General features: G+C 66.6%; 19 protein-coding genes and 2 riboswitches. Of the genes, 2 read left to right on the forward strand and 17 right to left on the reverse strand.

All coding sequences use genetic code 11. The features are described from left to right. Positions 1-46 precede the first annotated feature (46 nt). The 5 genes from cobF to cbiE are packed head-to-tail and all read right to left on the reverse strand — an operon-like array spanning position 47 to position 4,452. Positions 47-787 (reverse strand): precorrin-6A synthase (deacetylating), encoded by a 741-nt coding sequence (gene cobF / locus CAF53_RS18365; protein ID WP_100239128.1) that lies wholly within the window; start codon positions 785-787, stop codon positions 47-49. Then, positions 784-2,109: a cobyrinate a,c-diamide synthase gene (locus tag CAF53_RS18370; protein ID WP_100239129.1), complete on the reverse strand. Its 1,326-nt coding sequence runs from the start codon at positions 2,107-2,109 to the stop codon at positions 784-786. Before CAF53_RS18370 ends, cobF begins: the two co-directional genes overlap by 4 nt. Beyond that, entirely contained in the window at positions 2,106-2,888 is a 783-nt protein-coding gene (gene cobM, locus CAF53_RS18375; RefSeq protein ID WP_100239130.1) for a precorrin-4 C(11)-methyltransferase, read from the reverse strand. Before cobM ends, CAF53_RS18370 begins: the two co-directional genes overlap by 4 nt. Next, positions 2,885-3,250, reverse strand: a complete 366-nt coding sequence (locus CAF53_RS18380) for a cobalamin biosynthesis protein (protein WP_100239131.1) — start codon at positions 3,248-3,250, stop codon at positions 2,885-2,887. The genes cobM and CAF53_RS18380 overlap by 4 nt, the downstream gene beginning before the upstream one ends. Further along, a complete protein-coding gene (gene cbiE / locus CAF53_RS18385; RefSeq protein ID WP_100239132.1) occupies positions 3,247-4,452 on the reverse strand; it encodes a precorrin-6y C5,15-methyltransferase (decarboxylating) subunit CbiE in 1,206 nt (401 codons plus the stop codon). The genes CAF53_RS18380 and cbiE overlap by 4 nt, the downstream gene beginning before the upstream one ends. Here cbiE and CAF53_RS18390 point away from each other — a divergent pair. Next, positions 4,451-5,200 carry a cobalt-precorrin-6A reductase gene (locus CAF53_RS18390; RefSeq protein WP_100239133.1) on the forward strand — a complete coding sequence of 250 codons (750 nt, stop codon included), beginning with the start codon at positions 4,451-4,453 and terminating at the stop codon, positions 5,198-5,200. The two genes, cbiE and CAF53_RS18390, sit on opposite strands and share 2 nt — an antisense overlap. Here the strand turns inward: CAF53_RS18390 and cobJ are convergent. The 12 genes from cobJ to CAF53_RS18455 form a co-directional block, all read right to left on the reverse strand. Next, on the reverse strand, positions 5,176-5,925 hold the full coding sequence (gene cobJ / locus CAF53_RS18395) for a precorrin-3B C(17)-methyltransferase (RefSeq protein WP_046763978.1): 750 nt from the start codon (positions 5,923-5,925) through the stop codon (positions 5,176-5,178). The two genes, CAF53_RS18390 and cobJ, sit on opposite strands and share 25 nt — an antisense overlap. Next, a complete protein-coding gene (cobI, locus tag CAF53_RS18400) occupies positions 5,922-6,641 on the reverse strand; it encodes a precorrin-2 C(20)-methyltransferase (RefSeq protein WP_046763979.1) in 720 nt (239 codons plus the stop codon). Before cobI ends, cobJ begins: the two co-directional genes overlap by 4 nt. Continuing rightward, on the reverse strand, positions 6,638-7,267 hold the full coding sequence (locus tag CAF53_RS18405) for a precorrin-8X methylmutase (protein ID WP_100239134.1): 630 nt from the start codon (positions 7,265-7,267) through the stop codon (positions 6,638-6,640). The genes cobI and CAF53_RS18405 overlap by 4 nt, the downstream gene beginning before the upstream one ends. After that, positions 7,267-8,331 (reverse strand): cobalamin biosynthesis protein CobG, encoded by a 1,065-nt coding sequence (locus tag CAF53_RS18410; protein ID WP_100239135.1) that lies wholly within the window; start codon positions 8,329-8,331, stop codon positions 7,267-7,269. Before CAF53_RS18410 ends, CAF53_RS18405 begins: the two co-directional genes overlap by 1 nt. A 175-nt stretch (positions 8,332-8,506) precedes the next feature. Further along, positions 8,507-8,729: riboswitch (cobalamin riboswitch) on the reverse strand. An 82-nt stretch (positions 8,730-8,811) separates the two neighbouring features. Next, positions 8,812-9,420 carry a 5,6-dimethylbenzimidazole synthase gene (bluB, locus tag CAF53_RS18415; RefSeq protein ID WP_084733139.1) on the reverse strand — a complete coding sequence of 203 codons (609 nt, stop codon included), beginning with the start codon at positions 9,418-9,420 and terminating at the stop codon, positions 8,812-8,814. A gap of 17 nt (positions 9,421-9,437) precedes the next feature. Beyond that, positions 9,438-10,043: a cob(I)yrinic acid a,c-diamide adenosyltransferase gene (gene cobO / locus CAF53_RS18420; RefSeq protein WP_100239136.1), complete on the reverse strand. Its 606-nt coding sequence runs from the start codon at positions 10,041-10,043 to the stop codon at positions 9,438-9,440. Between the two features lies 1 nt (position 10,044). Then, entirely contained in the window at positions 10,045-13,848 is a 3,804-nt protein-coding gene (gene cobN / locus CAF53_RS18425; RefSeq protein ID WP_100239137.1) for a cobaltochelatase subunit CobN, read from the reverse strand. Continuing rightward, positions 13,848-14,888: a cobalamin biosynthesis protein CobW gene (cobW, locus tag CAF53_RS18430; protein ID WP_100239138.1), complete on the reverse strand. Its 1,041-nt coding sequence runs from the start codon at positions 14,886-14,888 to the stop codon at positions 13,848-13,850. The genes cobN and cobW overlap by 1 nt, the downstream gene beginning before the upstream one ends. Continuing rightward, positions 14,885-15,952 carry a HoxN/HupN/NixA family nickel/cobalt transporter gene (locus CAF53_RS18435; protein WP_100239139.1) on the reverse strand — a complete coding sequence of 356 codons (1,068 nt, stop codon included), beginning with the start codon at positions 15,950-15,952 and terminating at the stop codon, positions 14,885-14,887. Before CAF53_RS18435 ends, cobW begins: the two co-directional genes overlap by 4 nt. Before the next feature lie 153 nt (positions 15,953-16,105). Continuing rightward, positions 16,106-16,335, reverse strand: a riboswitch (cobalamin riboswitch). Between the two features lie 301 nt (positions 16,336-16,636). Then, complete coding sequence (locus tag CAF53_RS18445; protein ID WP_046763988.1) at positions 16,637-16,879, reverse strand: hypothetical protein; 243 nt, start codon at positions 16,877-16,879, stop codon at positions 16,637-16,639. 22 nt (positions 16,880-16,901) lie between these two features. Beyond that, positions 16,902-17,825 carry a formylglycine-generating enzyme family protein gene (locus CAF53_RS18450; protein ID WP_100239554.1) on the reverse strand — a complete coding sequence of 308 codons (924 nt, stop codon included), beginning with the start codon at positions 17,823-17,825 and terminating at the stop codon, positions 16,902-16,904. A 228-nt stretch (positions 17,826-18,053) separates the two neighbouring features. Further along, on the reverse strand, positions 18,054-20,483 hold the full coding sequence (locus CAF53_RS18455; protein ID WP_100239140.1) for a TonB-dependent receptor: 2,430 nt from the start codon (positions 20,481-20,483) through the stop codon (positions 18,054-18,056). 342 nt (positions 20,484-20,825) lie between these two features. Between CAF53_RS18455 and CAF53_RS18460 the strand changes: the two genes are divergently transcribed. Further along, the gene (locus CAF53_RS18460) at positions 20,826-23,888 is read left to right on the forward strand and encodes a CHAT domain-containing protein (RefSeq protein ID WP_100239555.1); all 3,063 of its coding nucleotides are present in this window, start codon (positions 20,826-20,828) and stop codon (positions 23,886-23,888) included. Positions 23,889-23,896 lie beyond the last annotated feature (8 nt).

Consider the following 23,896-nt stretch of genomic DNA (forward strand, 5'->3'; position numbering starts at 1 on the left):
ACTCGATCTTGTGCAGCCGCTTCCGCGCGCGTGGCTTGCCGCGCGCCTAATCGCGTCGGCGCAGCAGATAGATGTCCATGATCCAGCCATGCTCCCGCCGGAGCGCGGCGCGATGGTCGATGATCTCCGCGCTGACGGCGGCCAGCGGGCCATGGGCAAGCGCCTGCTGCGGCATACCGAGATAGGCGCCCCACCATATGTCGATCCCTTCGGGCGGCAGGGTTTGGAAAGCGCAATGGCCGTCCAGCATGATCACCAGGCTGTCGGTGCATTCCGGCCAGCCCTTCTCGCGCAGGCGGCGTCCCGTGGTGATCAGCACGGGTTCGGCCAGGTCGTTGAGGCAGATGCCATGGGCTGCGGTCAGCGCCTGGATGCTGGTGATGCCGGGGATGACCCGGACCTGCATGCCCGGCAGGCGTTCGGCTATGCGCAGGCTGCTGTCGTAAAGTGAGGGATCGCCCCAGACCAGCAGCGCCAAGGTCCCGCCCTGCGGCAGATGGCGGGTTATCTGCTCCTGCCAGAGCGCCGCGATGGCGTCGTGCCAGTCGAGTACGGCATCGACATAGGCGGGCAGGTCGGCGCGGCCGGGCATGTCGAATTCCACCAGCTTGACCGGCCGGGTCAGCACCTCCGCGCAGATGGCGCGGCGCAGGTCGATGAGGTCCGATTTCGCCTCGCCCTTGCGCGGCAGGAGGATCAGGTCGGCCTTGTTCATGGCCTTGATCGCCGCGCGGGTCAGATGGTCGGGATTGCCCGTGCCGATGCCGATCAGGTTCAAGCGGATCATGTTGCGCAAGCCTGGGCGATGAGATGGAAGAAACCGCCGGTGACGCGGCCGCGATGCGATCCCGTGGATGCGACGGCCTTGCCCTCCGCATCGGTGACGGCGGCGAGCGGGCTGTCGGGCTGGGCAAGGATCGTGGCATAGTGGAATTCATGGCCGTTGAGCATTGCGCCCGCGGCAAATCCGCCCATCGGCGCGAGCAGCCGGGCACGGCGATAGCCCAGATGCAGGCGGCGCTGCGCGAAGCTGGTGACGAGGCCGAGCAGGCCCGCCATGGCATGGCTTTCACCCCGCGCGTCGATCAGGGATTCGCCCAGCACCATATAGCCGCCGCACTCGCCATGAACGGGACGGGTTTCGGCGTGACGGCGAAGCGCCGAGAGGAAACGATCCGCCTGGGCGATGCGTCCGGCGTGAAGTTCGGGATAGCCGCCGGGAAGCCAGACGACATCGGCCATTGCGTCCGGCTCTTCGTTCGCAAGGGGAGAAAAAGGCCGTATTTCCGCGCCCGCCGCGCGCCAGCCCGACAGCAGGTGGGCGTAGGTGAAGGAAAAGGCGGCGTCTTGCGCCAGGGCGATGCGCTGACCGGGGGGCGGGCAGGCAAGGGCGAGGGCATCGTCCCGGCGGGGGCGGGCCCCGGCGGCCCCGGCAGCGCGGCGGATGGCGGCCAGGTCGACATGGGCGGCGACATGTCCAGCCATGCGGTCGATGACGGCATCGGGGTCGGCATGCTCGGCGGCCTGCACCAGCCCCAGATGGCGTTCGGGCAGGCCGAGTTCCTCCAGCCGGGGGATCGCGCCGAGGACGGCTATGCCCGCCTCCGCCATGGCCGCGCGGATCGGCCTTTCGTGACGTTCGCTGGCAAGGCGGTTGAGGATGACCCCGGCGATCATGATGTCGGGGCGCAGGCTGCGGAAGCCCTGGGCAATGGCGGCGGCGGATTGGCTCTGGCCGGAAACGTCCATGACTAGAATGACCGGCCAGCCCAGGGCGGCGGCGATATCGGCGCTGGAGCCGTTGCCGCTTTCCCCCTGTGCCGGGGCGCCGTCGAACAGGCCCATCACGCCTTCCGCGACGATCAGGTCCGCATCGTCGGCATGACCGGCGATCGCGCCGACCAGCGGACGGGGCATGGCCCAGCTGTCGAGGTTGAAGGACGGGCGGCGGGCGGCGGCCCGCTGGAAGGCGGAGTCGATATAGTCGGGGCCGGCCTTGAAGGGCTGCACGCGCAAGCCGTTGCGGGCGAAGGCGCGCAGCAGGCCGAGAGTCACGACCGTCTTGCCCGACCCGGAACGCGGCGCGGCGATGAGGATGCCGGGGGTCATGGTTTGCCGACGAACGGGGAATCGGCGCTGGACGGGCGGAAGCGGCGATCATAGCCGGGGGCGTAAAGGCTGCTTTCCGCGAAATCCGCATTGTCGAGGACCGGGCCGATCAGGATGAGGGCCGTGCGCTCCGGCCCGTCGGCGGCGGCGCCCTCGACCGTGGCGAGGGTGGCCCGAACGATCTGCTGGTCGGGCCAGCTGGCGCGCCAGACGATGGCTACCGGACAGGCGCCGCCATAATGGGGGATGAGGTCCGCCACCACCCCGGCCAGATTGTGGATCGACAGATGGATGGCAAGGGTCGCGCCGGTGGCGCCGAAGGCGGTCAGGCTTTCGCCGGGTGGCATGGAACTGGCGCGGCCGGCCGTGCGGGTGAGGATCAGCGACTGGCCGATTTCGGGCAGGGTGAGTTCAGCCTCCAGCGCGGCGGCGGCGGCGGCGAAGGAGGGGACGCCAGGCGTGACGGTATAGGGGATGCCGAGCGCCTTCAGGCGGCGGACCTGTTCGCCCATGGCGGACCAGATCGAGAGGTCGCCGGAATGGAGGCGGGCGATGTCATGGCCTGCATCATGGGCTTCGCTGATGGTGGCGATGATCTCATCCAGTGTCAGCGAGGCCGTGTTCACGATCAGGGCGCTGGGCGGGCAATGGTCGAGCAGCGCGGCGGGAACCAGCGAACCGGCATGGAGACAGACCGGGCAGCGCGCGATCAGGTCGCGGCCGCGCAGGGTGATGAGGTCGGGCGCGCCGGGTCCTGCGCCGATGAAATGGACGGTCATGCGGGAACTCCTTCGGCAAGGGCGCAGGTGGCGAGGTGATCGCGCGAGATGGCGCGGGGCGCGAGCAGGCGGGCACCGGGGCCGGCCGCGGCAAGGGCTGCGGCTTCGGCGACGCTGCCGGTGCCGTGGGCGGCAAGGCTTTGCCGCGAGCGGGTGAGGGTGGTCTGACGTGTCATCCGATCGGGCGCGACCGTGATGAGAGGCAGGGACAGATGGTCCGCGAAAGGTGTGAGCTGCGTGGATTTCCGGTCCAGCGTCGCCAGCGCGGCAATGGCGGTGCCGCCGCCCGTCGCGGCTTCCAACGCCGACTGGAATGAGGCTAGGGTCGCGTTCGCACGGAAACCAAAGCCGGCGACGATCACAGGATGACGCTCCACTGCACCAGCGGATAGGCGGCCCGCCAGCCATGGCGGCTGCCAAGCGGGACGGCCTGTGCCAGTTCGATACGGAGAAGATCGCCGCCCTTGCGGCCATGCCATCGGGCCAGCAGCGCTTCGGATTCCAGCGTGACCGCATTGGCGACGAGGCGGGTCGGGCCGCCCGGAAGGGCGTACAGGGTTTCGAGCAGCGCTTCGCTTAAGCCTCCACCGATGAAGAGCGCGTCCGGGCGGGTGCGGTCGCGTAGGATATCCGGGGCCTCGCCCTCGATCACGGTCAGGCGGTCGGCGCCCAGCGCGGAGGCGTTGCCGCGGGCGCGGGCGGCGCGGGCGGGATCGGCCTCGAAGGCGAGGGCCTGCGTTGCGGGATGGGAGAGCAGCCACTCGATCGCGATCGAACCCGAACCCGTGCCTATGTCCCACAATGTTTCGCCCGGACGGGGCGCCAGGGCCGACAGGGTGAGGGCGCGGGCGGGGCGTTTGGTGAGCTGGCCGTCATGGTCGAACCAGTCGTCGGCCAGGCCGCTGGCGCGGGGAAGCGTCCGGCCTTCGCCCGCAATGCCGAGGCCGACCGTGACCGGGTGAGCGATATCCGTGAAGTCGATGCCGTTGGCGGGGACCGTGCGGATGCGTTCGCGCGGGCCGCCAAGGGCCTCCAGCACATGGAGCGTCGAAGGGCCGAAGCCGCTGTCCGTCAGATAGGCGGCGAGGTCCGCGACCGCCCGGCCGTCCCGCAGCAGGATGAGGATGCGGCGGCCGGGGACGAGACTGGGGCGCAGACGTTGTAGAGGCGCGGCGTGGAGACCATGGCATTCCACCTCCTGTAGCGGCCAGCCGAGGCGCGCGGCGGCGAGGGCGAAGGTGGAGGGTGCGGGATAGGCCGTCCATTCCCCTGGCAAGAGGTGCCGGGTGATGCTGGCACCCGCGCCGAACCAGAAGGGATCGCCTGAGGCGAGCATCACCGTGGGCCGGCCCCGGCGGGCCAGCAGCGCGGCGATGCCGTCATCGAACGGGACTGGCCAGCTTAGATGTTCGGCCCTAAGGGGAGGCAGCAGGCTCAGGTGGCGGGGCGATCCGGCAACGAAGGTCGCCGCTTCCATTGCCTGACGGGCGGCGTGGGACAGACCGTCGGGGCCATCCTCCCCGATGCCGATGATCATCAGCCAGGGATCGGGAGTTTCAGTCATGGCCCATATCCTCATATTGGGTGGGACCACCGAGGCGAGCGCGCTCGCCAGGGCATTGGCGGAGCGAGGCGCGCGGGCGGTGCTGAGCTATGCCGGGCGGACGGAAAAGCCGCGTCCGCAGCCGGTGCCGGTGCGGGTCGGCGGCTTTGGCGGGATCGCGGGCCTGGTCGAATATCTGCGCCGGGAGGGCGTGACCCATCTGGTGGACGCGACCCATCCCTTTGCCGCGACGATGAGCGGCCATGCCGTTGCCGCGGCGCGCGAAGCCGGGGTGGCGCATATCATGCTGACCCGTCCCGGCTGGGTCGCGGCGGAGGGGGACCGCTGGACCCATGTGGCCGATCTGGAGGGGGCCGTGGCGGCTCTCGCGGGACCTGGGCGGCGCGTGATGCTGGCTTTGGGGCGGATGCATGCCGATGCCTTCACCGTTCGGCCGCAGCATCATTATCTGCTGCGCTTCGTGGACGTGCCGGACGAATTGCCGGTCCTGCCGCGACATGATCTGGTCGTGGATCGCGGGCCGTTCACCGTCGAGGGCGACATGGCCCTGATGCGCGCGCATGGGATCGATCTGGTCATATCCAAAAATGCGGGCGGTAGCGGGGCGGAGGCGAAGCTGATCGCCGCACGGCGGCTGGGGCTGCCTGTCCTGATGATCGACAGGCCCCCTTGCCCCGTGGCGCGGATGACCCATGCGGTTGCGGACGTGCTGGACTGGCTGGATCATGCGGCCGAACGCGGGGTGTAGAGGATGGGCGGGCCGGACCGTTCGATCAGGCGGGTTCGGCTGGAACCGAGGATGACCATCGTGCGCATGTCGGCCATGTCCGGCCTGGCCTGCCCCAGGGGAAGGATGCGCAGATTTTCCTCCGGCGTGGAGACGGCGCGGGCGAAGAGTATCGGGCGGGTGTCGCCGCATTCTTCCCGCAGGATTTGGAGGGCGCGGGCGAAGCCGTCCGGGCGGGACCGCGAGCGCGGATTGTAGAAGGCCATGGCGAAATCCGCCTGCGCGGCGAGGCGTAGACGGCGTTCGATCAGCGACCACGGCTTCAGATTGTCGGACAGGTTGATGGCGCAGAAATCATGGCCGAGCGGCGCGCCCGCCCTTGCGGCGGCGGCGAACATGGCGGTGATGCCGGGGAGAACGCGGATGTCGAGGGCGCGCCACTCCTCCGGTCCCGCTTCGAGCGCTTCGAACAGGGCGGAGGCCATGGCGAAGACGCCAGGGTCGCCGGAGGATACGACCGCCACGCGCCTTCCCTGGGCGGCGAGGGTCAATGCATGGGCGGCGCGGTCCAGTTCGACGCGGTTGTCCGTGGCGTGGAGCGTCAGGCCGGGGCGCTGGGCGATGCGGGCGACATAGGGGATATAGCCGATGACGTCGGTCGCCTCCGCCAGCGCGTCCGATACTTCCGGCGTGACGAGCGCGGCCGCGCCGGGGCCGAGACCTGCTATGGCGATCCATCCGCTCATGGGCGGCGGCCCTGCCCATGGATCAACAGGATCGAGAAATAGGCGGTGACGCCGGCCGCTTCGGCCAGGGGCGTGATGCGCTGATCGGCCATGGTCGCATATTCGACCAGCCAGGCGCAGTCCTGTTTGCCGGCAGCCTCTACGGCGCGGCGGAGCTTGGGGAGGTTGCGGCCGATCTTCATCACGACCAGCGCATTGGTGTCGTGGATACGGCGGACCAGTTCCTCTTCGGGGAGGGTCGCCATCAGCACGGTCATCACATCGTCGCCCCAACTGATCGGCGCGCCGCTGGCGGTCCACGCGCCCGACATGCCGGTGATGCCGGGGACGATGCTGACCGGCGCGGCGAGGCGGCTGTGCAGGTGCATGAAGCTGCCGTAGAAGAAGGGGTCGCCTTCGCAGAGGACCACGACATCCTCACCGCTGGCGGATAGGCCGTCGAGATGCGCGGTGCAACCGGCGTAGAAGCTGGATAGAAGGTCGTTGTAGCGGGGGTCGGTCAGCGGGATTTCCGTCGTCACCGGATATTCCATCGGATATTCGACGACATCATGACGCAACATGCCCTCCACGGTCCGGCGGGCATGGCCGGATTTACCCTTCTTGCGGAAATAGGCAATGTGGCGGGCTTCGCGGATCAGGCGGTCGGCGCGGACGCTCATCAGGTCCTGCGCGCCGGGGCCGAGGCCGACGCCGTGGATGGTACCTTGGGTCATTCCGCCGGGCTCGCTATCGCATTGATCGCCGCGACCGTGATGGCGCTGCCGCCCAGGCGGCCCTCCACGATGCAGCAGGGAACGGTTCGGCTCCGCCAGAGCGCCTGTTTGGATTCCGCCGCCCCTACGAAGCCCACGGGGCAGCCGATGATCGCGGCGGGTCGCGGGCAGGCGGGATCTTCCAGCATGTTCAGCAGATGGAAAAGCGCCGTCGGGGCGTTGCCGATGGCGACCAGCGCGCCCGCAAGGTGCGGACGCCACAGTTCGAGCGCGGCGGCGGAGCGGGTGTTGGACATGCGTGCCGCCAGCACCGGAACCGCCGCATCGTTCAGGGTGCAGAGGATGGGATTGGCGGCGGGCAGGCGTTTGACGGTGATGCCTTCCGACACCATGCGTGCGTCGCAGAGGATCGGCGCGCCTGCCTCCAGCGCGGCGATGGCGGCAGGCGCGAAGCTGGGGGAAAAGCGGATATGCGGCGCAAGGGCGACCAGTCCTGCCGCATGGATCATGCGGACGGCGATGCGCTCCTCCTCTTTCGAGAAGTGGGCGAGATCGGCCTCCGCGCGGATGGTGCGGAAGGACTCGCGGTAGATGGCGGCGCCGTCGGTTTCGTAGCTATGGGGCATCAGGGGCTTCCGAAGAGGGCGAGTATCTGGTCGGGGGCGAGGTCCCTCTTTTCCGGGGGCGATCCGGCGCGGGCCTGGCGGGCGAGGTCGAAGCGGCCCTGTCGCCCGGTGAGGACGATTTGGGCGGGCCGGGGACGGGCGCAGCCCTTGGCGCAACCCGAAATATGGAGCGGGCCCTTCACATGGGGTGCGAGCCGGGCGGCAAGGGCGCGCGTGGCGACGCTGGCCTGCGGGCAGGCGGGAGCGCCGGGGCAGGCGTCGACGCGGAGCAGCGGGTCGGTGGCAGCGTGACCGGGGCTGGTCGTGCCGCCTTCGGCGATCAGGCCCCGCCACGGGGTGAGGCGCAAAGCGATGACGCCCGGCTGTCCGGCCAGTGCAGCGAGGCTGTCGGCATCGATCTGGCCGAAGGGGATGCCGTGAAAGGGACCGGGGGCCTGCGCCAGCAGCCGTTCGAGCGGACGGGAGGGGGCGGGTTCGGCGGCCGGGCCCGGGGGCAGCGGCGCCTGGTGCCGGGCCATGCGGCCGGAGGCGATGCCGCCGGTTTCCAGGAACCAGCGGACAAGCACGATCAGGTCTTGCGCGGCGGTCTGGACGCTGGTGGGCATGCCATGGGGGCGGCCCTCCGCGCGGAGCAGCAGCGTCCCGCCTTCGCTGCGTTCGAAGCGGAAATCGGCAGGGACGAAGCCTAGGGCGGGCGCCGGACCGGCGTCGATCGCGACCCCGATCTTGGGAGGCAGGTGGGGAAGATCGTCCAGACGAGAGAGCAGGGCCCGGGCGATGCTGTCCGTATCGTCGCCGGGGGACCAGTCGGGGGCGAGGAGGAAATTGCGGCGGGCTTCGCGGGCTGGATCGGGATCGGTCAGGCCGAGGGCGATGAGGTGCCGAAGCAACGGGCGATGGCTTTGTTTCGTCACGCCGCGGATTTGCAGCCCTGACCGGTTGGTGAGGTCGAGCAATCCATTGCCGTGACGGTGGGCGGCCTTTGCCATATCGATGGCCTGCGCGGCGGTCAGGCGGCCCAGCGGGGGACGCACCCGCACCAGCAGGCCGTCGCCCGCCATCATTGGGCGCCATGCCGTCGGACACCAGCCGCGAATGGCGGCGGCATGAGCGCTTGGCGCGTCTGGCACTGGACTTCACCTCCCACGTCGCAACGACGACTGGAGGATGCTTTCCACCAGCCGCTTATCCGTCGCTCGTGCGGAGAACCGAGCCGTGACCATCCCCTGGACCATGGCTAGAGCGACCCTTGCGTTCGGCAGGTCTCCTGGCTTGCGGGTCATAGCCTTGGCAGGGGCCTTCCCGGATTGCTCCAGTGGCTGGCCGTCCCGATCACGGGGCGTCCGTCCTTGCCTTGCTCGCCGCTCACAGTTGCAGGGACAGCCACGGATTAGGGAGTTTCCTCCCGCACCGCGTTCCCATTTAAGCCCCTTTCGGGGGCACCGACGCGATCGATGGAGCGGGCGCAGCCCGATCCGGATGCGGTTCATAAGCGCAGAGCGGTGGAAAGGGAAGTGGGCTTCTGCCCACCCACGGAAGGAGGATCAGCGCTTGACGATCGCGGAATGCCAGTCTGTGCGATGTTCCCAACCGCGCCGTTCGAGTTCCGGCGTCGCCTCCTCGCTCTGCGGATAGCCCAGGCACAGCAGGCCGAGGCAGCGCCAGTTTTCCGGAATGGCGAGCATCGCGTCCACCGTGGGCCGGTCCAGGATCGATACCCAGCCCATGCCGATGCCCCGCGTACGGGCGGCAAGCCAGATGGTATGGATCGCCATCACGCAGCTATAGCGCCGTGCTTCGGGCATGGTGATCGCGCCGAGGCGGTGGCCGGTTTCGGTCCCTTCGTCGCAATAGACGGCGAACAATATGGGCGCTTCACGCAGGCCGTGCAGTTTCAGGCTGCGGTAGAGCCTGTCTTCGTCGCCCTCATAGATGCTGCCAGCCTTGGCGATCTGGGCATCGACATGGGTGGCGAGTTGCTCGCGCAAGGCAGGGGTTTCGATCCGGACGAAACGCCACGGTTGGGACAGGCCGACCGAAGGGGCGCTGTGGGCGAGGGCAAGGAGCCGCTCCACCTCCCCCTCGTCCAGCGGATCGGTCAGGAAATGGCGCACGTCGCGGCGCAGGTGGACCAGTTCCTCGAAGGCGGCGATGTCGAAGGCGGTGCGGGTCAGAATTCGATTCCTGCCTGGGCCTTCACGCCGCTGCGGAAGGGATGTTTGACGAGGGTCATTTCGGTGACGAGATCGGCAGCCTCTATCAACGCATCGGGCGCGTTGCGGCCGGTGATGAGGACATGTTTCATGGCGCTTCTGGCGGTCACGGCTTCCAGCACCTCTTCGACCGGCAGATAGTCGTAACGCAGGACGATATTGAGTTCATCGGCAAGGACCATATCATAGGCCGGATCGGCAATCATCCGCTTTACCTCGTCCCACGCCTCGCGGGCGAGGGCGATGTCGCGGGTGCGGTCCTGCGTGTTCCAGGTGAAGCCTTCGCCCATGGGCTTGAATTCGACATTCTCCGGAAACGCGTCGAAGACGGTTTTTTCTCCGCTGGTCATGGCGCCCTTCACGAACTGGACGACGCCGACCTTTTTGCCATGGCCGATGGCGCGCACGACCATGCCGAGTGCGGCGGTCGTCTTGCCCTTGCCCTTGCCGGTGTGGACGATCAGCAGGCCCTTTTCCTGCGTCTTGGTCGCCATGATCTTGTCATGGGCGGCCTGTTTCTTCTTCATCTTCTCGGCATGTTGTTCGGGCGTGCGTTCGATCATGTCAGGCGTCCTTGAGTTGGGTGAGGAGCATGGCGGCGCTGTTCGACCGGGGTTTCCACAGGCGCCGGTCGAGCGCTTCATGGAGGCGGGCGGCGGTTTCGCGCAGGGCGGCGGGGTTAGCCTCCGCCATGAAGGCGCGGACGGTTTCGTCCTCGATGAAGGCGGCGTGGACGGCGTCGAAATGATGGTCCTTCACCGCATGGGTGGTGGCGGCGAAGGCGAAGAGATAATCGACCGAGGCGGCGATCTCGAACGCGCCCTTGTAACCGTGACGCATCATGCCCGCGATCCATTTGGGGTTGGTGACGCGGGCACGGACGATGCGGCCGATCTCATCCTCCAGCGTGCGGATGACGGGGCGTTCGGGGCGGCTGTGGTCGTTATGGTAGCTGAGCGGCTTCTTGCCCGAGAGATGCTCGACGGCGGCGGCGATCCCACCCTCGAACTGGTAATAATCGTCGCTGTCGAGCAGGTCATGCTCGCGATTGTCCTGATTCTGGATCAGGGCGTCGGCCTGGGTCAATCGTTGCGAAAAGGGACTGCGTTCGGCATCGCCCTCGGCCCCGCCGCCATAGGCATAGCTGCCCCAGTCGAGATAGACATTGGCCAGGTCGGCGCGGTCGTGCCAGATTTTCTCGTCGATCATCGCCTGTAGGCCCGCGCCATAGGCGCCGGGTTTCGAGCCGAAGATGCGGGCACCTGCGCGGCGCTGGGCGGTCTTTTCGGGCGTGCCTTCCGCGATCAGGGCGGCGGTTTCGGTGCGGTGGCGGGCGGCGGCGGGATTATCCTCCTCCGTTTCCTCCAGCGCCATGACGGCGCGGGCGGCGCTGTCGAGCAGGTCGATCTGCTCCGGGAAAGCGTCGCGGAAGGAACCCGAGACGCGGACGGTGACGTCGATGCGCGGGCGGTTCAGTTCGGCGATCTTCATGACCTCGAAGCCGATGACGCGGCCCGAGGCCCAATCCCAGCGCGGGCGGACGCCCATGAGCGCGAGGGCCTGGGCGATGTCGTCGCCGCCGGTGCGCATATTGGCGGTGCCCCAGGCGGACAGGGCGATGGCGCGGGGATAGGCCCCCTCGCGCTGGAGATAGTCCTGCACGATGAGGTCGGCGGAGCGTTGGCCAAGATTCCAGGCGGCGACCGTGGGGACGGCGCGGGTGTCGACCGAATAGAAGTTGCGGCCGGTGGGGAGGACGTCTGGGCGGCCCCTTGTGGGCGCTCCGGAGGGGCCGGGGGGGACGAACTGGCCGTTGAGGGCTTTGAGCAGCGCGGTTTTTTCGGCCGCTCCGCAGGCGTCGACGCGGGGGGCGAGGTCTTGCTCGATCACAGTGAGGACTGCCGCGGTCCGGGGGCCTGGGATGCCTCCCCGTCCTTTGCCGTCATCCCCGCGCAGGCGGGGATGACGATGTTCTAATTGGTCCAGCAGCTGGATCGCGTAGAGTTCGAGCCGTTCTACCGTGTCGCCGGTGGTGCGCCATGAGGCTTCGGTGAGGTTCTGGAGGGGGGCGGGACGCGGACCCGCCCAGGGCGTGCCCATGGTGCAGTCGAGCGGGTCGAAATTCAGCACCAAGTCATCCGCCAGCGCGCGGAGGAGGGACTGCTGGCCTGCATCGTCCATGCCTCTGGGACAGCGGGCGAGGGCGATGAGAAGATCGCGGCGGAGGGCGCCCCCCGGGCTCAGGGTGAAGATATGCAGGCCATCACGAATCTGCATTTCCTTGAGGTTGCACAGATAGTTGTCGATTGCAGCTAAGGCATCGTCTCCGCTTCCTTCCGTGCCCGCATCCTTGTCGATGCCTTGCGAGGCGGCGAGGGCGAGAATGTCCTTGCGCAGTGTTTCCAGGCGCCGCGGGTCCATGCCGGCGGCGAGATAATATTCGTCGACCAGCGCCTCCAGTTCCTTGAGTGGGCCATAGGTTTCGGCGCGGGTCAGCGGCGGCGTCAGATGATCGATGATGCAGGCGCCGATGCGGCGCTTGGCCTGGGTGCCTTCGCCGGGATCGTTGACGATGAAGGGGTAGATTTGCGGGATCGGTCCGGCGCAGATTTCGGGGAAGCATTGTTCCGAAAGTGCGATCGCCTTGCCCGGAAGCCATTCGAGATTGCCGTGCTTGCCGACATGGACGACGGCATGGGCGCCAAACACCTGCGCCAGCCAGATGTGGAAGGCGAGATAGGCGTGGGGCGGCGGCAGGGCCGGGTCGTGATAGCTGCTCTTCGGGTCGATATGATAGCCGCGCGAGGGCTGGACTGCGACCGCGATGTTGCCGAAGCGGTGGACGGGCAGGTGGAAGGCGCCGTCGCGGAAGAAGGGGTCGGTTTCCGGAGGGCCCCAGCGGGTCGTGATGGCGTCCTGGGCGGTTTGGGGCAGGGCGGCGAAGGCGGCGCGGTAATCTGCGAGGGGGAGGGATGGAAAGGGTGACGACAGGTTCAGCTCGGATGGGGGAGGAGTGGGTTTGGTCAGGTTGTTGGTCGTGCCGGCGGTCAGGTGGCGCATCAGGGCAGTGCCATCGGTTGGCGCGTCGGCGGTGGCGTAGCCGGATTCCGCCAGGGCATTCAGGATCGCGGCGGCGCTGGCCGGGGTGTCGAGGCCGACGCCGTTGCCGACGCGGCCATCCTTGTTTGGGTAATTGGCCAGGATCAGGGCAATGCGGCGGTCAGTGGTCGGAGTTTGACGGATTTTTGACCAATTTGCAGTGAGTTGAGAGACAAAGCTAACACGATCCGCCAGCACGCGGGGGACGATGATATTGCATTCGGTTCGCTCATCGAAGCGGGCGGAGGCCTTGAAGGCGACGGCGCGGGTGAAGAGGCGGCCATCCACCTCTGGGAGCGCGATGTGCATGGCGAGGTCGCGGGGGCCGAGACCCCGGGCGCTTGCTTCCCAAGCGCCCTGTTCCGCGCCGGCGAAGATGGTCTGGAGGATCGGGCAGTCCGCTTGTTCAAGGATTGAGGGCGTGCGGGGTTCTCCCGGTGCGCTGGCGGCGAAGGCGGTGGCGTTGAGGATGACATCCGGCGGGGCCTCGCGCATCAGGCCCTGGAGGAAGTCCCTGGCGAAAGGTTCGCGCAGCGCCCGGATGTGGACGGGGAGGACGTTGAGGCCCGCGGCTTCGAGACCGACGATCATTGCATCGACCGCTTCGAGCGTCCCGGCGATCAACAGGGCACGGTAGAAGAGAAACAGGGTCGTGGGCCGGCCTGCCGTCCAGCGGGCCTTCACCTGCGCCAGCGTAGGACGGTCGGTGCCCGGGAGGTAGAGGCCCGCGTCGGCCACGGGGACAGGAGCATCGGGCGCGCCGGCGTCAAAGCCGGCCAGACGGGCGGCGGTCTTGAGGAAGGCGACGGCATTGGGAATGCCGCCCTGCCGGAGATAGTCGCGGAGACGATCGCAAGTTTCGGCGGGCAGGGTCGAGGCGGCTTGCAGATCGGGATCGTCTTCGCGGCCATCGGCTATGGCGGCGAAGGCGATGCCCTTTTCGCGTGCCATATTGGCAATTTCATCAATGCCATAGGGCCAATAGCTTTTACCCCCTAGCAGGATCACGCAGATGAATTTGGCGTGAGCGATCACCTTTTCGACATAGAGGTCGACGGAATAGGGATGCTTGAGCTGGAGGAGATTGGCGAGGCGGATCGTCGGGCCTGCCTCGCCCAGCCCCTCCGCCAGCGCATGGGCGGCGCTGGCGAAGCAGGCGAGTTCGCTGTCCGCCACGGTGAGCAGCACGATGTCGCCCGGCGACTGGCCGAGGTCGATCGCTTCGTCGCCATTGGAGACGGTGCCGGGCGTGGCGGTCAGCAGGTGCATCACGCGGGGACCGTCTGGGCGTCGAGCGCCGCTTCGATGGCCGCGCGGTCAAGGCCCGCCCGGCCGATCACGACAAGGCGGGAGGCGCGTTGCTCGCCTGGCTGCCATTGGCGGTCATAATGGTGCTGGATACGAGGGCCGACGGCCTGGACGACGAGGCGGGCGGGGCGGCCTGCGATCGCGAGGAAGCCTTTCACCCGCAACAGGTCGTGCGCGGCGATGACCTTTGCGAGCGTCGCCAGCACAGGCTCCGGATTGCCGAGTTCGCCCAGGTCGACGATGAAGCTTTCGAAATCGTCATGGTCGTGATCCTCCTCATTGTCGTGATGGGAGGGGCGGGCGTCGATCTGCTCCTCAACGCCTAAGTCGAGGCCGAGCAATATGGCGGGGTCGATCGCGCCCTTCGCCGTACGGATGATGCCGACGCCGCGACGGGTTTGCGGGCCTAAATCGCGTTCCAGCGTGGCGAGAGTATCGGCGTCCACCAGATCGGTCTTGTTGAGCAGGACGAGGTCGGCGCAGGCGAGCTGGTCCTCGAACAGTTCCTCGATCGGGCTGTCATGGTCGAGCGTCGGATCTGCGGCGCGGGCGGCCGTCAGGGCGGCTTCGTCATGGGCGAAACGGCCCGCCGCCAGCGCTTCGGCGTCGATCAGGGCGATCACGCCGTCGACCGTGGCGCGGGTCCGGATGTCGGGCCATTGGAACGCCTTCACCAGCGGCTTGGGCAGCGCCAAGCCGGAGGTTTCGATGATGATGTGGTCGGGCGGCGTCGGGCGGTCGAGCAGGCGCTGCATGGTCGGCAGGAAATCGTCCGCAACGGTGCAGCAGATGCAGCCGTTCGCCAGTTCGATGATGTCCTCGTCCGGGCAGGCTTCGTCGCCGCAGCCCTGTACCAGTGCGCCGTCGACGCCGACGTCCCCGAATTCGTTGATGATGAGGGCGAGGCGGCGGCCGCCCGCATGTTCGATCAGGTGACGGATCAGCGTCGTCTTTCCGGCGCCGAGGAAACCGGTGATGACGGTAGCGGGAACCTTGTTCATGCGGGATTTCCTTGGGGTTCGAGGGTGACTTCGATCTCGTCGAAGCCTTTCCAGCGGTAGATGATCCAGCTTGCCAGCCAGCAGGCGGCGAACAGGCCGATGATGATGAAGCCGAGGCTGTTGAAATGTTCGCCAAGGTCGGCGGCAAGGGTCCAGATGCCGCCGGTGAGGCCGAGCTTGTCGCCCAGCAGTGCGGTTGCCTCGATTCCGCCGATGAGGAGGGCGACCAGTGCCGAGACCAGGGTGATGGTGATGTTGTAATAGAGTTTGCGGATCGGCTTCACGAACGCCCATTGATAGGCGCCCATCATCAGCGCCCCGTCCGCCGTGTCGATCAGCGCCATGCCCGCCGCGAAGAGCAGCGGGAAGATGAGGACGGTGGAGATGGAAAGGCCGCTCGCCGCCTGTCCTGCGGACAGGCCGAGAATGGCGACTTCGGTGGCCGTGTCGAAGCCGAGGCCGAAGAGAAAGCCGAGCGGGGCCATGTGCCAGCTTTGCCTCACCAGCCGGAAAAGCGGACGGAAGATGCGGGCGAGGAAGCCGCGATTGCCGAGGAGAATATCCATGTCTTCATAGATATGGGCGCCGCCGCTACGGACATGGTTGAAGGTCTTCAGAACCGATCTCAGGATGATCAGGTTCATCGCCGCGATGGTGAAGAGGAAGGTGGCGGACACGATCGTCGCGATGGTGCCGCCGATCGCGCCCACGGCCTCGACGCGGGTCAGCGCATTGGCGGCAATGGCGATCGCGACGGCGGCGATCAGGACGATGCCGCTATGGCCGATGGCGAACCAGAAGCCGACCGTCAGCGGGCGCTGGCCGTCCTGCATCAGCTTGCGGGTCACATTGTCGATGGCGGCGATATGATCGGCATCGACGGCATGGCGCAGGCCGAGGCTCCAGGCGAGAAGCGCGGTGCCCAGCATGACCGTGTTGCCGGCGAAGACGATGAAGGCCCAAAGCCAGGCGGCCAGATTCGCGGCGATCAGGGCGGCGAACATGCTCGTCGCGCGACCGCGTGGGAGGCGCGGCGGGACCAGCGCATTGGAAAAGAATGTCATCGGGATCGATCCCCGTAGGCGTCGGCGAAACCGGACGGAAGCTGCCTTCATGCCGGGCGGACGCGCTTGCACCCGGCATGCGGACAGCAGCTCCCGCTGCGTGAAGCGTCGCTCAGACGGAGTACCGTGCCGCGGCCATCCCCTGGACCAAGGCAAGAGCGACCAGACGCAGGCAGGTTTCCTGGCTCGCGGGTCATAGCTTGACACATGGCCTTCCCAGGCCTCGCAGGATTTAGCGTCCGGCCCAGTGGCTGATCCTCTGGCATTTCAGAGAATCGATATGCGTCTCGCTCGCCGCTTACAGTTGCAGGGACAGCCGCGGATTCATCACCGCATTCCCTATTAAGTCCCCTCGCGAGGACACCGGCGCGATCAGTGAAAGCCGGCCGAAGCCAACCTTCGCCCGACTGCATAAAGGCTGATGCGCAGGATGGGAAGGGGGTGCCGGCATCGGGTCGACTTGCCGGATGCGCGGCGGGTGACGCTGACGGTGGAAATGCAAGGGATGCGGACCGGCGGCGCGCTGGAGAAGGCGCGGGGCGGACCGGCGGGGAGCGCGCCGCGTCAAAACGGACGCAGCCGTGCGCTCTGCTTCCTTGTTATCGCATCATGCGCAAAACCGGATTGCGCGCACGATGCTCCAGATTGGGATACGGCCTTCGAAGGCGCGTGATATTGACTCGTTCAATGCATCTCCGCCTTCAGCCGGTCGACCAGTTTTTCGATCTCCCAGGGTTCCAGCACCCAGGTCCGGGTCTTGCGGCCTTCGCGGTGGACGGGTTGGGTCAGCAGGACACGCGCCTGCTCCTTGGCATGGGGCTTGAAGATGGCGAAATGCTGGGCGCAATCGCGGATCGTGCCGATGATCGGCGCCTTGCCGTCAAGGTCGATCATGGTGGCGGGCTGGTCCCAGGGGATGTTGAGCATGCAATATTCCTGTTGTTGAAAGTCAGCGACCCGGTTCGCGAATGATGCAGCGGAACCCGATATGGCTGGTCGAACTGTCCACCGCCTGCGGATGGCGGGCGGCGGGGCGGTAGCGCTGGCAATAGCTTGGCGCGCAGAGATGGGAACCGCCCTTGAGCACTTTTCGCGGCATGGGCACATGGGGATTGGCGGGGTCCAGGCTTTCGCGCTTCGTACCCCCGCGCGGATTGGCGGGAACGCAGCAACTGCCCTTCGCCTTGCGCTCTGGCCTGGGCTGGGCATACCAGTCGGTCGTCCATTCCCAGACATTGCCGATCATGTCGTAGAGGTCATAGCCATTGGGCGCATAGGTCCGGACCGGCGAAGTCCGTTCATAGCCGTCCTCCAGCAAATTGCTGTACGGAAACAGACCCTGCCAGTAATTGGCGAGCATGGCACCCCGAGGCGCCAGTTCATCGCCCCAGGCATAGTCCGCGCCGTCCAGGCCGCCGCGCGCGGCGAATTCCCATTCCGCCTCGGTCGGCAGCGTCTTGCCCGCCCATTTGGCATAGGCCTCCGCATCCTGGAACACGACATGGACCACGGGATGATCCCATAGCGCATCGAGATCGCTGTCGGGTCCGTGGGGATGACGCCAGTCGGTGCCGAAGCTGAAATGCCACCATTGGCTGAAGTCGTGGAGGTCGACGGGCATCGCCGTCCGCTGGAACAGCAGCGATCCGGCCCGCGCCATTTCGGGCGGCATGCCCGGATAATCCTTCGGGTCGGGCGCGATCTCGGCAAAGGTGCGATAGCCGGTGGCCTCGACGAATTCCGCGAACTGGCGGTTGGTGACGGGCGTTTCGTCGATCCAGAAGCTGTCCACGCGGACCTGCCGGACCGGAGCTTCTTCCGGATAGAAGCGGTCGGAGCCCATGGCGAAGGCACCGCCTTCGATAAAGCGCATATCCTGCGTGATGCTGGTCCCGGTGTCGATCATCGGGCGACCATAGCGGCGGATCGGCCGGGTGTATCGGGCAAAAATAGGACGCCGGAAGCGGCAAGGCTCCCGGCGTCCTCATGGGCTGAGCGTCTAGAGCATCGTGCGCAAAAGTGGGAACCGGCTTTGCGCTTAAACGATGCGACAACAAAAACTTAGAGCGCGCGACTTGGGTATGATCTAACGCAGCGCGCTCTAGAAATCCTTGCGGACGGTCACGCCGATCTTGCGCGGGGTGCCGATATTATAGCCGAGCCGTCCCCGGCCGCCCCGTTCGCGGTCCAGCGAATAGAGCGCGTTTTCGTCGAACAGATTGTTGACGTAGAGCGTGACCGACAGGCCGCTGTCCCAGCTTACGCCCGTCGACAGGTTGACCAGATTATAGGCGCCAAGCTTGTAGGAGCCGAAGTTGAAGGCGCCGGTGCCATAGGCTCCGGTGGCCGGGTCATAATAGATGGAGTTGGGGAAGCTGCCCGAGCCTGGTTCCTGATCGGCAAGCTGGGTATAGCGATCACCCACATGCTGGAAGCTGGCGGTGAAGGACCAGTCGGTTTCCGCAGCGACCTCCATCGTATAGGTCGCCGCAGCCGCCATCTGGAATTTCGGCACGGTAGGCAGGCGGTTGCCCTTGCGGATGCCCGCGACGATCGCGCCGCCCGCGTCGGTGACGTTGCTGTCGATCTTCGAGTCGATATAGCTGCCGCTGAGCGACAGGTCGAGATTGGGGGAGAGGCGGGCGCTCAGTTCCGCTTCCAGGCCTGTCGTATGCGCCTTGGGTACGTTGAAGAGAACGCGGGATGAGCAACTGCCCGCATCCGCCGTGACCTGGAGGTTCTTGATTTCGTTGTGGAAGACCGCGGCATTCAAGGTGATGCCGCTGCCCGACGCCTTGACCCCGGCCTCATAGTTCCACAGCGTCTCGTCGTCGAAAGTCGGGCGGTTGCCGTAAGTGGCCGCGTCCGGCCCGGTCGCGCCGCCGTTGCAGAGCGGCAGGTTCAACGGATCGTTGACACCACCCAGGCGGAAGCCCTTTGACGCCTGGACGTTGAAGGTCAGGTCGCGATTGGCCTCATAGCTGGCGATGAAGCGCGGGGAGAAGCCGGTCGATCCGGTCTTGTCCCCCACCCGGTTGTCCCCATTGGAGAAAACGCCGCCGGTTTTGAAGTCACGCTCTTCCTTGAAGTCGTAATAGCGGCCGCCGGCGGTCAGCTTGAACTGGCCGATCTTGTAGCTTGCCTCGCCAAAGGCAGCATATTGTTTGATGATATAGGGGATGTCGGCGTTATAGGGCGAGTTGAGCGGGAAGCCGTTGGCCGCTCCGGCCGACGTTCCAGCGCCCAGCGCCGCGTCGACGATGGCATCATAGCCTGGTGTTGGCAGACGCTGCTCATATGTGCGGTCGACATGGCTGTAGAAGCCGCCCAAGACCCATTGGAGCGGTCCGTTGCCGGTCGAGGCGAGGCGCAATTCCTGCGTCCATTGCTTGAGCTTGGTCGTATCGCGCAGATTTGACGGCAGGTTGGCGAGCGCGGGTGCTGCACCCAGCGACAATATGAAGGGCGTGACCGACACCGATCCGGTCAGGGCAGAGGCATCGCGGCTGACCAGGATGTCGCGGTGGATGTAGGTGGTTATCGAGGTCAGCGCGACGTCGGAGCCGATATCGATATTCGCCGTGAAATCCGCCAAGGTCGTCTTGTCGCGGAATTCCTCGCGCAGCTTCAGATATTGGGTGCGTTCGGGCAGGATATCGAGCGGGTTGATCAACTTGTTATAATAGAGGTGATAGCTGTCTTCCCGGTTGAAGCCGTTGGTCCTGATATCCTGATAGATGATGCGCGGGGTCAGCTTGATGCCCGGCGCGGGTTCCCAGAGCAGGCTGAGGCGCCCGCCATAACGGCGGCCGTCATTGATATTCTTGCCCGCGGCGGGGCCGATGGCATCGATGAAGCCGGCATAATGCTCGCCATAGCCCACGGCGCGGATCGCTGCCGTCTCGCCCAGCGGCAGGTTGATCGCGCCCTTGCCCGAATAGCCGACATCGCCGCCCTTGAGGACGTTGACGCCGCCCTCCACCGTGCCTTCGGTCTGGCCGAGCTTGGGCTGTTTGGTGATGTAGCGCACGGTGCCGCCTTCGGAACCCGATCCGAAAAGCGTGCCCTGCGGCCCGCGCAGCGTTTCCACGCGGTCAAGGTCGAACAGGTCGAAATCGGGCGTGAACAGCGACATGGAGATGACGGATTCGTCGAGATAGACGCCGACCTGTTCCTTGACGCCCGGCTGGTCGCGCACGACCTGGCCCGCCGACACGCCGCGCACGGACACCTGGCTTTGGCCCGGCCCCAGATTCTGGACGGTCAGGCCGGCGACGCTGCGCGAGACATCCTCGATCGAGGTGGCGCCCATGCGCTGCATCGCCTCGGCGGTCTGCGCGTTGATAGAGAAGGGAACGTTCTGGATGGATTCATTGCGCTTCGTCGCGGTGACGATGATCTCGTTGCCGGACCAGTCGGAGCCGGCACCCGTTTGTTGGGCAAGGGCGCCGGTGGATATCGCCGTCATTGCCAGAACAAGGCATGAAGCGGACAGGCGATAGACGGAATTCTTGCGTGGAAATTGCTTCATTGCATCCTCCCTTTAGTGAACATCCTGTTATTTTTATTCCAAAGTGATCGGCATTTATCTTCCATTGCCGATGAATATTCACTCGTTGCTAATCTAAATCAGCTCTTTTGCACGTTGCAATGAAAATTGCGCGATGGAGATCGAATCTTACCAAACTGTCACTTCCTTGCCGCACCTTCCTCTCAGGCCGCCATTTCATCTTGCGACGCACCATGGGGCAGGGTTATGACGGCCACGACGATGCTAAGGGGGGTTTTGCAAGGACTGATCCTGCAAGGCCGAGGGGATAAGCCTTTGAGCGCTGTGGGGAAGATCATTTGCGGGCTGGCCGCTACGGGCGTCCTGAGCCTGTCGGTTGGGGTGCGGGCGCAGGCGAGCGATCCGTTGTTGCAGGACAGTTTCCGTGTCGGCAGCGAAGGCGGGGCGCTATGTCAGGCACAGAGCGCGACAGGCGATCCGGCGGCGCGGACCATGTTCGATCGCGCCTGGACGCTGGTATGCCGCGACGCGGCGCGCCCGGTTGGACAGGTCTATGCGCTGAGGCAGGGATCGGCCGATCCGGATACGGGACTGCTGGATCGGCTCAATGCTTCCCGCAAGGTGGCGGTGGAATGCAGCGCGGCCGGCAGCGCCACCTTGCCGCAGATCGGCGCGGCATTGATCCGCAACTGCACCGGGTCGCTCGGCGCCTATCGCATCGTCACGGTGAAGCGGGGCAAGACGCTTTATGCCGTGCAAGGCTATGCCGCCTATGCCAGCGCGCTCGACCTGGGATTGCGATCCGTCATGGCGGGGCGGATCGTGCCGGGAAAGGTCGATATCGCCACGGTCGGCAACAACGACACCGGTTTCGCGCGATTGCAGGCGGCGACACTCGATCCGCAGATCGTGATGGCAGAGGGCTACAGGCGGAACGCCTCAGGCAATTATGCCGAGGCGGCGGAATTTTTCGACAGCCTGACCGACCGTCTGGCGCGCGACCCCGATGCCCATCGGCTGACCCCGGCGGAACGAACCAACCGGGCGCATGAATATCTGGTCAATCGCGGGTTGCAATTGTCCAATCTGGGGCTGTTCGATCAGGCCGATGCCGCCTTTGCCAAGGCCCGTGCCGTGGCGACGGGCGATGCTGTCCAGTTGAGGCTGCGCCGGAATTTCGAGGCGATGCACCATATCAACCAGCGGGATCTGCAAGGCGCATTGGCGATATTGGATCGTCCGCTGACAGGCAGCGGCAATGGGCTGGAGCAAGGCGACGAGGTCGTCACGCTGACGCCGGAAGTCGCGGCGGAGATGAGCAGCGGCGTATCGCAGGCGCGGGCGCTGGGCGTGCGGCAGGATACGGTGCTGACGCCGGTCGAGCGGGCAGCGATCATCGATGCGCAGGCGCAGCAGTTGCGCGGCACGATCCTGCGCCTGTCGGGACAGCCGGGGCCTGCGCGCGAGGTGCTGGGCAAGGCATTGGCGAGCGCGGTGGCGATCCGCGACGGGCGCGTGACATCGATCACCCGGCTGCGGGCGCAATTGCTGGGCGAGATCGGGCTGACGTTCGAGGCGGAAGGGAGTTTCGGACAGGCGGAGAGCCAACTCGACCAGTCGGTTGCCTTGCTGGGCGCGCAATATCCCGAGACGGTGGCGTTGAACGGAGCGCGGGCGCGGTTGGGCGCATTCCTTGTGCGGCGGGGACGCAGCGAGGATGCGTTGCAGGTCTATCGCGGCATCATGGCCTCGGCCCTGGGCAATCGCGCGACGCTGACCGGCATGGCGAACCAGTTGCAGCCCTATTTCGCACTGCTGGCGCGGGACATCCCGCAGCGGCCGGAACTGGCGGCCGACCTCTTCACGGCATCCCAGATGCTGGTGCGGCCGGGCGCCGCCGATACGTTGGAGCAACTCAGTCGCGAACTGTCCGCGGGAGACGGCGAGGCGGCGCGACTGTTCCGCCAGTCGGTTTCCCTGTCGCGCGATATCGAACGCGGACGGATCGCGCTGGCGCAACTGCGGCAGGCGGCCGAGACGGATGCGACGCTGGGGCAGCAGGTCGCGCAAGCGCAGGCGGAAGTCGATCAGCTCGCCACCGATCAGGCGAATACGCTGGCGGCGCTGGCGGCCTATCCGCAATATCGGGCGGTCAGTCCGCAAGTGCTGACGCTGGCGGAGATGCAGGCGACGCTGAAGCCAGGCGAAGGCTATTTCAAATTGGCGCAACTGGGTGACGCACTCTATGCGCTGTGGATCGACGGCGCTGGCGCGACCGGCTACCGGCTGGCGGCCGGCGCTGGCGACGTGGCGCAGAAGGTGGCGGCGCTGCGCGAGACGATTTCCATCGACGTGAACGGCGCGCAGACCACCTATGCGCTGGACGTGCCGATGGCGCGCAGCCTCTATCTCGATCTTTTCGGGCCGGTGGAACCGCGGCTGGCAGCGGTGCGGCACCTGATCTTCGAGCCGGACGGCGCCATGTTGCAACTGCCGGTCAACCTGCTGATCGCCGGGCAAAAGGGCGTCGATGCCTATCAGGCTCGGGTCGCGCAGGGCGGCGACGAGTTCGATTTTCGCGGGATCGAATGGCTGGGGCGCGACCATGCGGTGAGCACGGCCCTCTCGGCGCGCGCCTTCCGCGACGCGCGGGCGGCAGCGCCGTCCAACGCGGCGCAGAGCTATATCGGTTTCGGGGACAATGCGCCGCTCGCGGGGCCCAGGCTGACGGCATCGACCCGTGGCGTGCTGGCGGACGCTGGTGCGGACGATTGCGGCTGGTCGCCCATGCAGTGGAACCGGCCGATACCGGCGACCGAATTGCGGGAAGCGGCGCAGGCGATCGGCGGGCAGGGCAGCGAACTGGTGACCGGTGCGGCCTTCACCGACGAAGCCGTCACGGGGCGGCGCGATCTCGACAGTTTCCGTATCCTGCATTTCGCCACCCACGGGCTGGTGACGCCGCCGCATCCGGGCTGCCCGGCCCGGCCCGCGCTGCTCACAAGCTTTGCTCCGGACAAGGCTTCGGATGGGCTGTTGCAGTTCGGCGAGATTTTCGACCTGCGGTTGAATGCCGATCTGGTCGTGCTGTCGGCTTGCGATACGGCGGGTGCAGCGGGCGTGGAGACGACGCGTGCGGCGGGCCTTTCGGGCGGCGGCGGGGCACTGGACGGGCTGGTGCGTGCCTTCATCGGCGCGGGCAGCCGGTCGGTGATTGCCAGCCACTGGCCCGCGCCGGAGGATTATCATGCGACCGAAAGGCTGATGGCCGGCCTGTTCGCGGCCGCGCCCGACCAGCCGGTGGCGGAGGCGCTGCGGCAGGCGCAGGTGAAGCTGATGGACGATCCGGAAACCTCCCATCCCTTCTACTGGTCCGGCTTCGCGATCATCGGTGATGGTGCGCGTCCGCTGATCGCGCGTCGCTGATCGCCATG

The organism is Sphingobium sp. LB126, assembly GCF_002795205.1.
GTDB classification, from domain to species: Bacteria; Pseudomonadota; Alphaproteobacteria; order Sphingomonadales; family Sphingomonadaceae; genus Sphingobium; species Sphingobium chungbukense.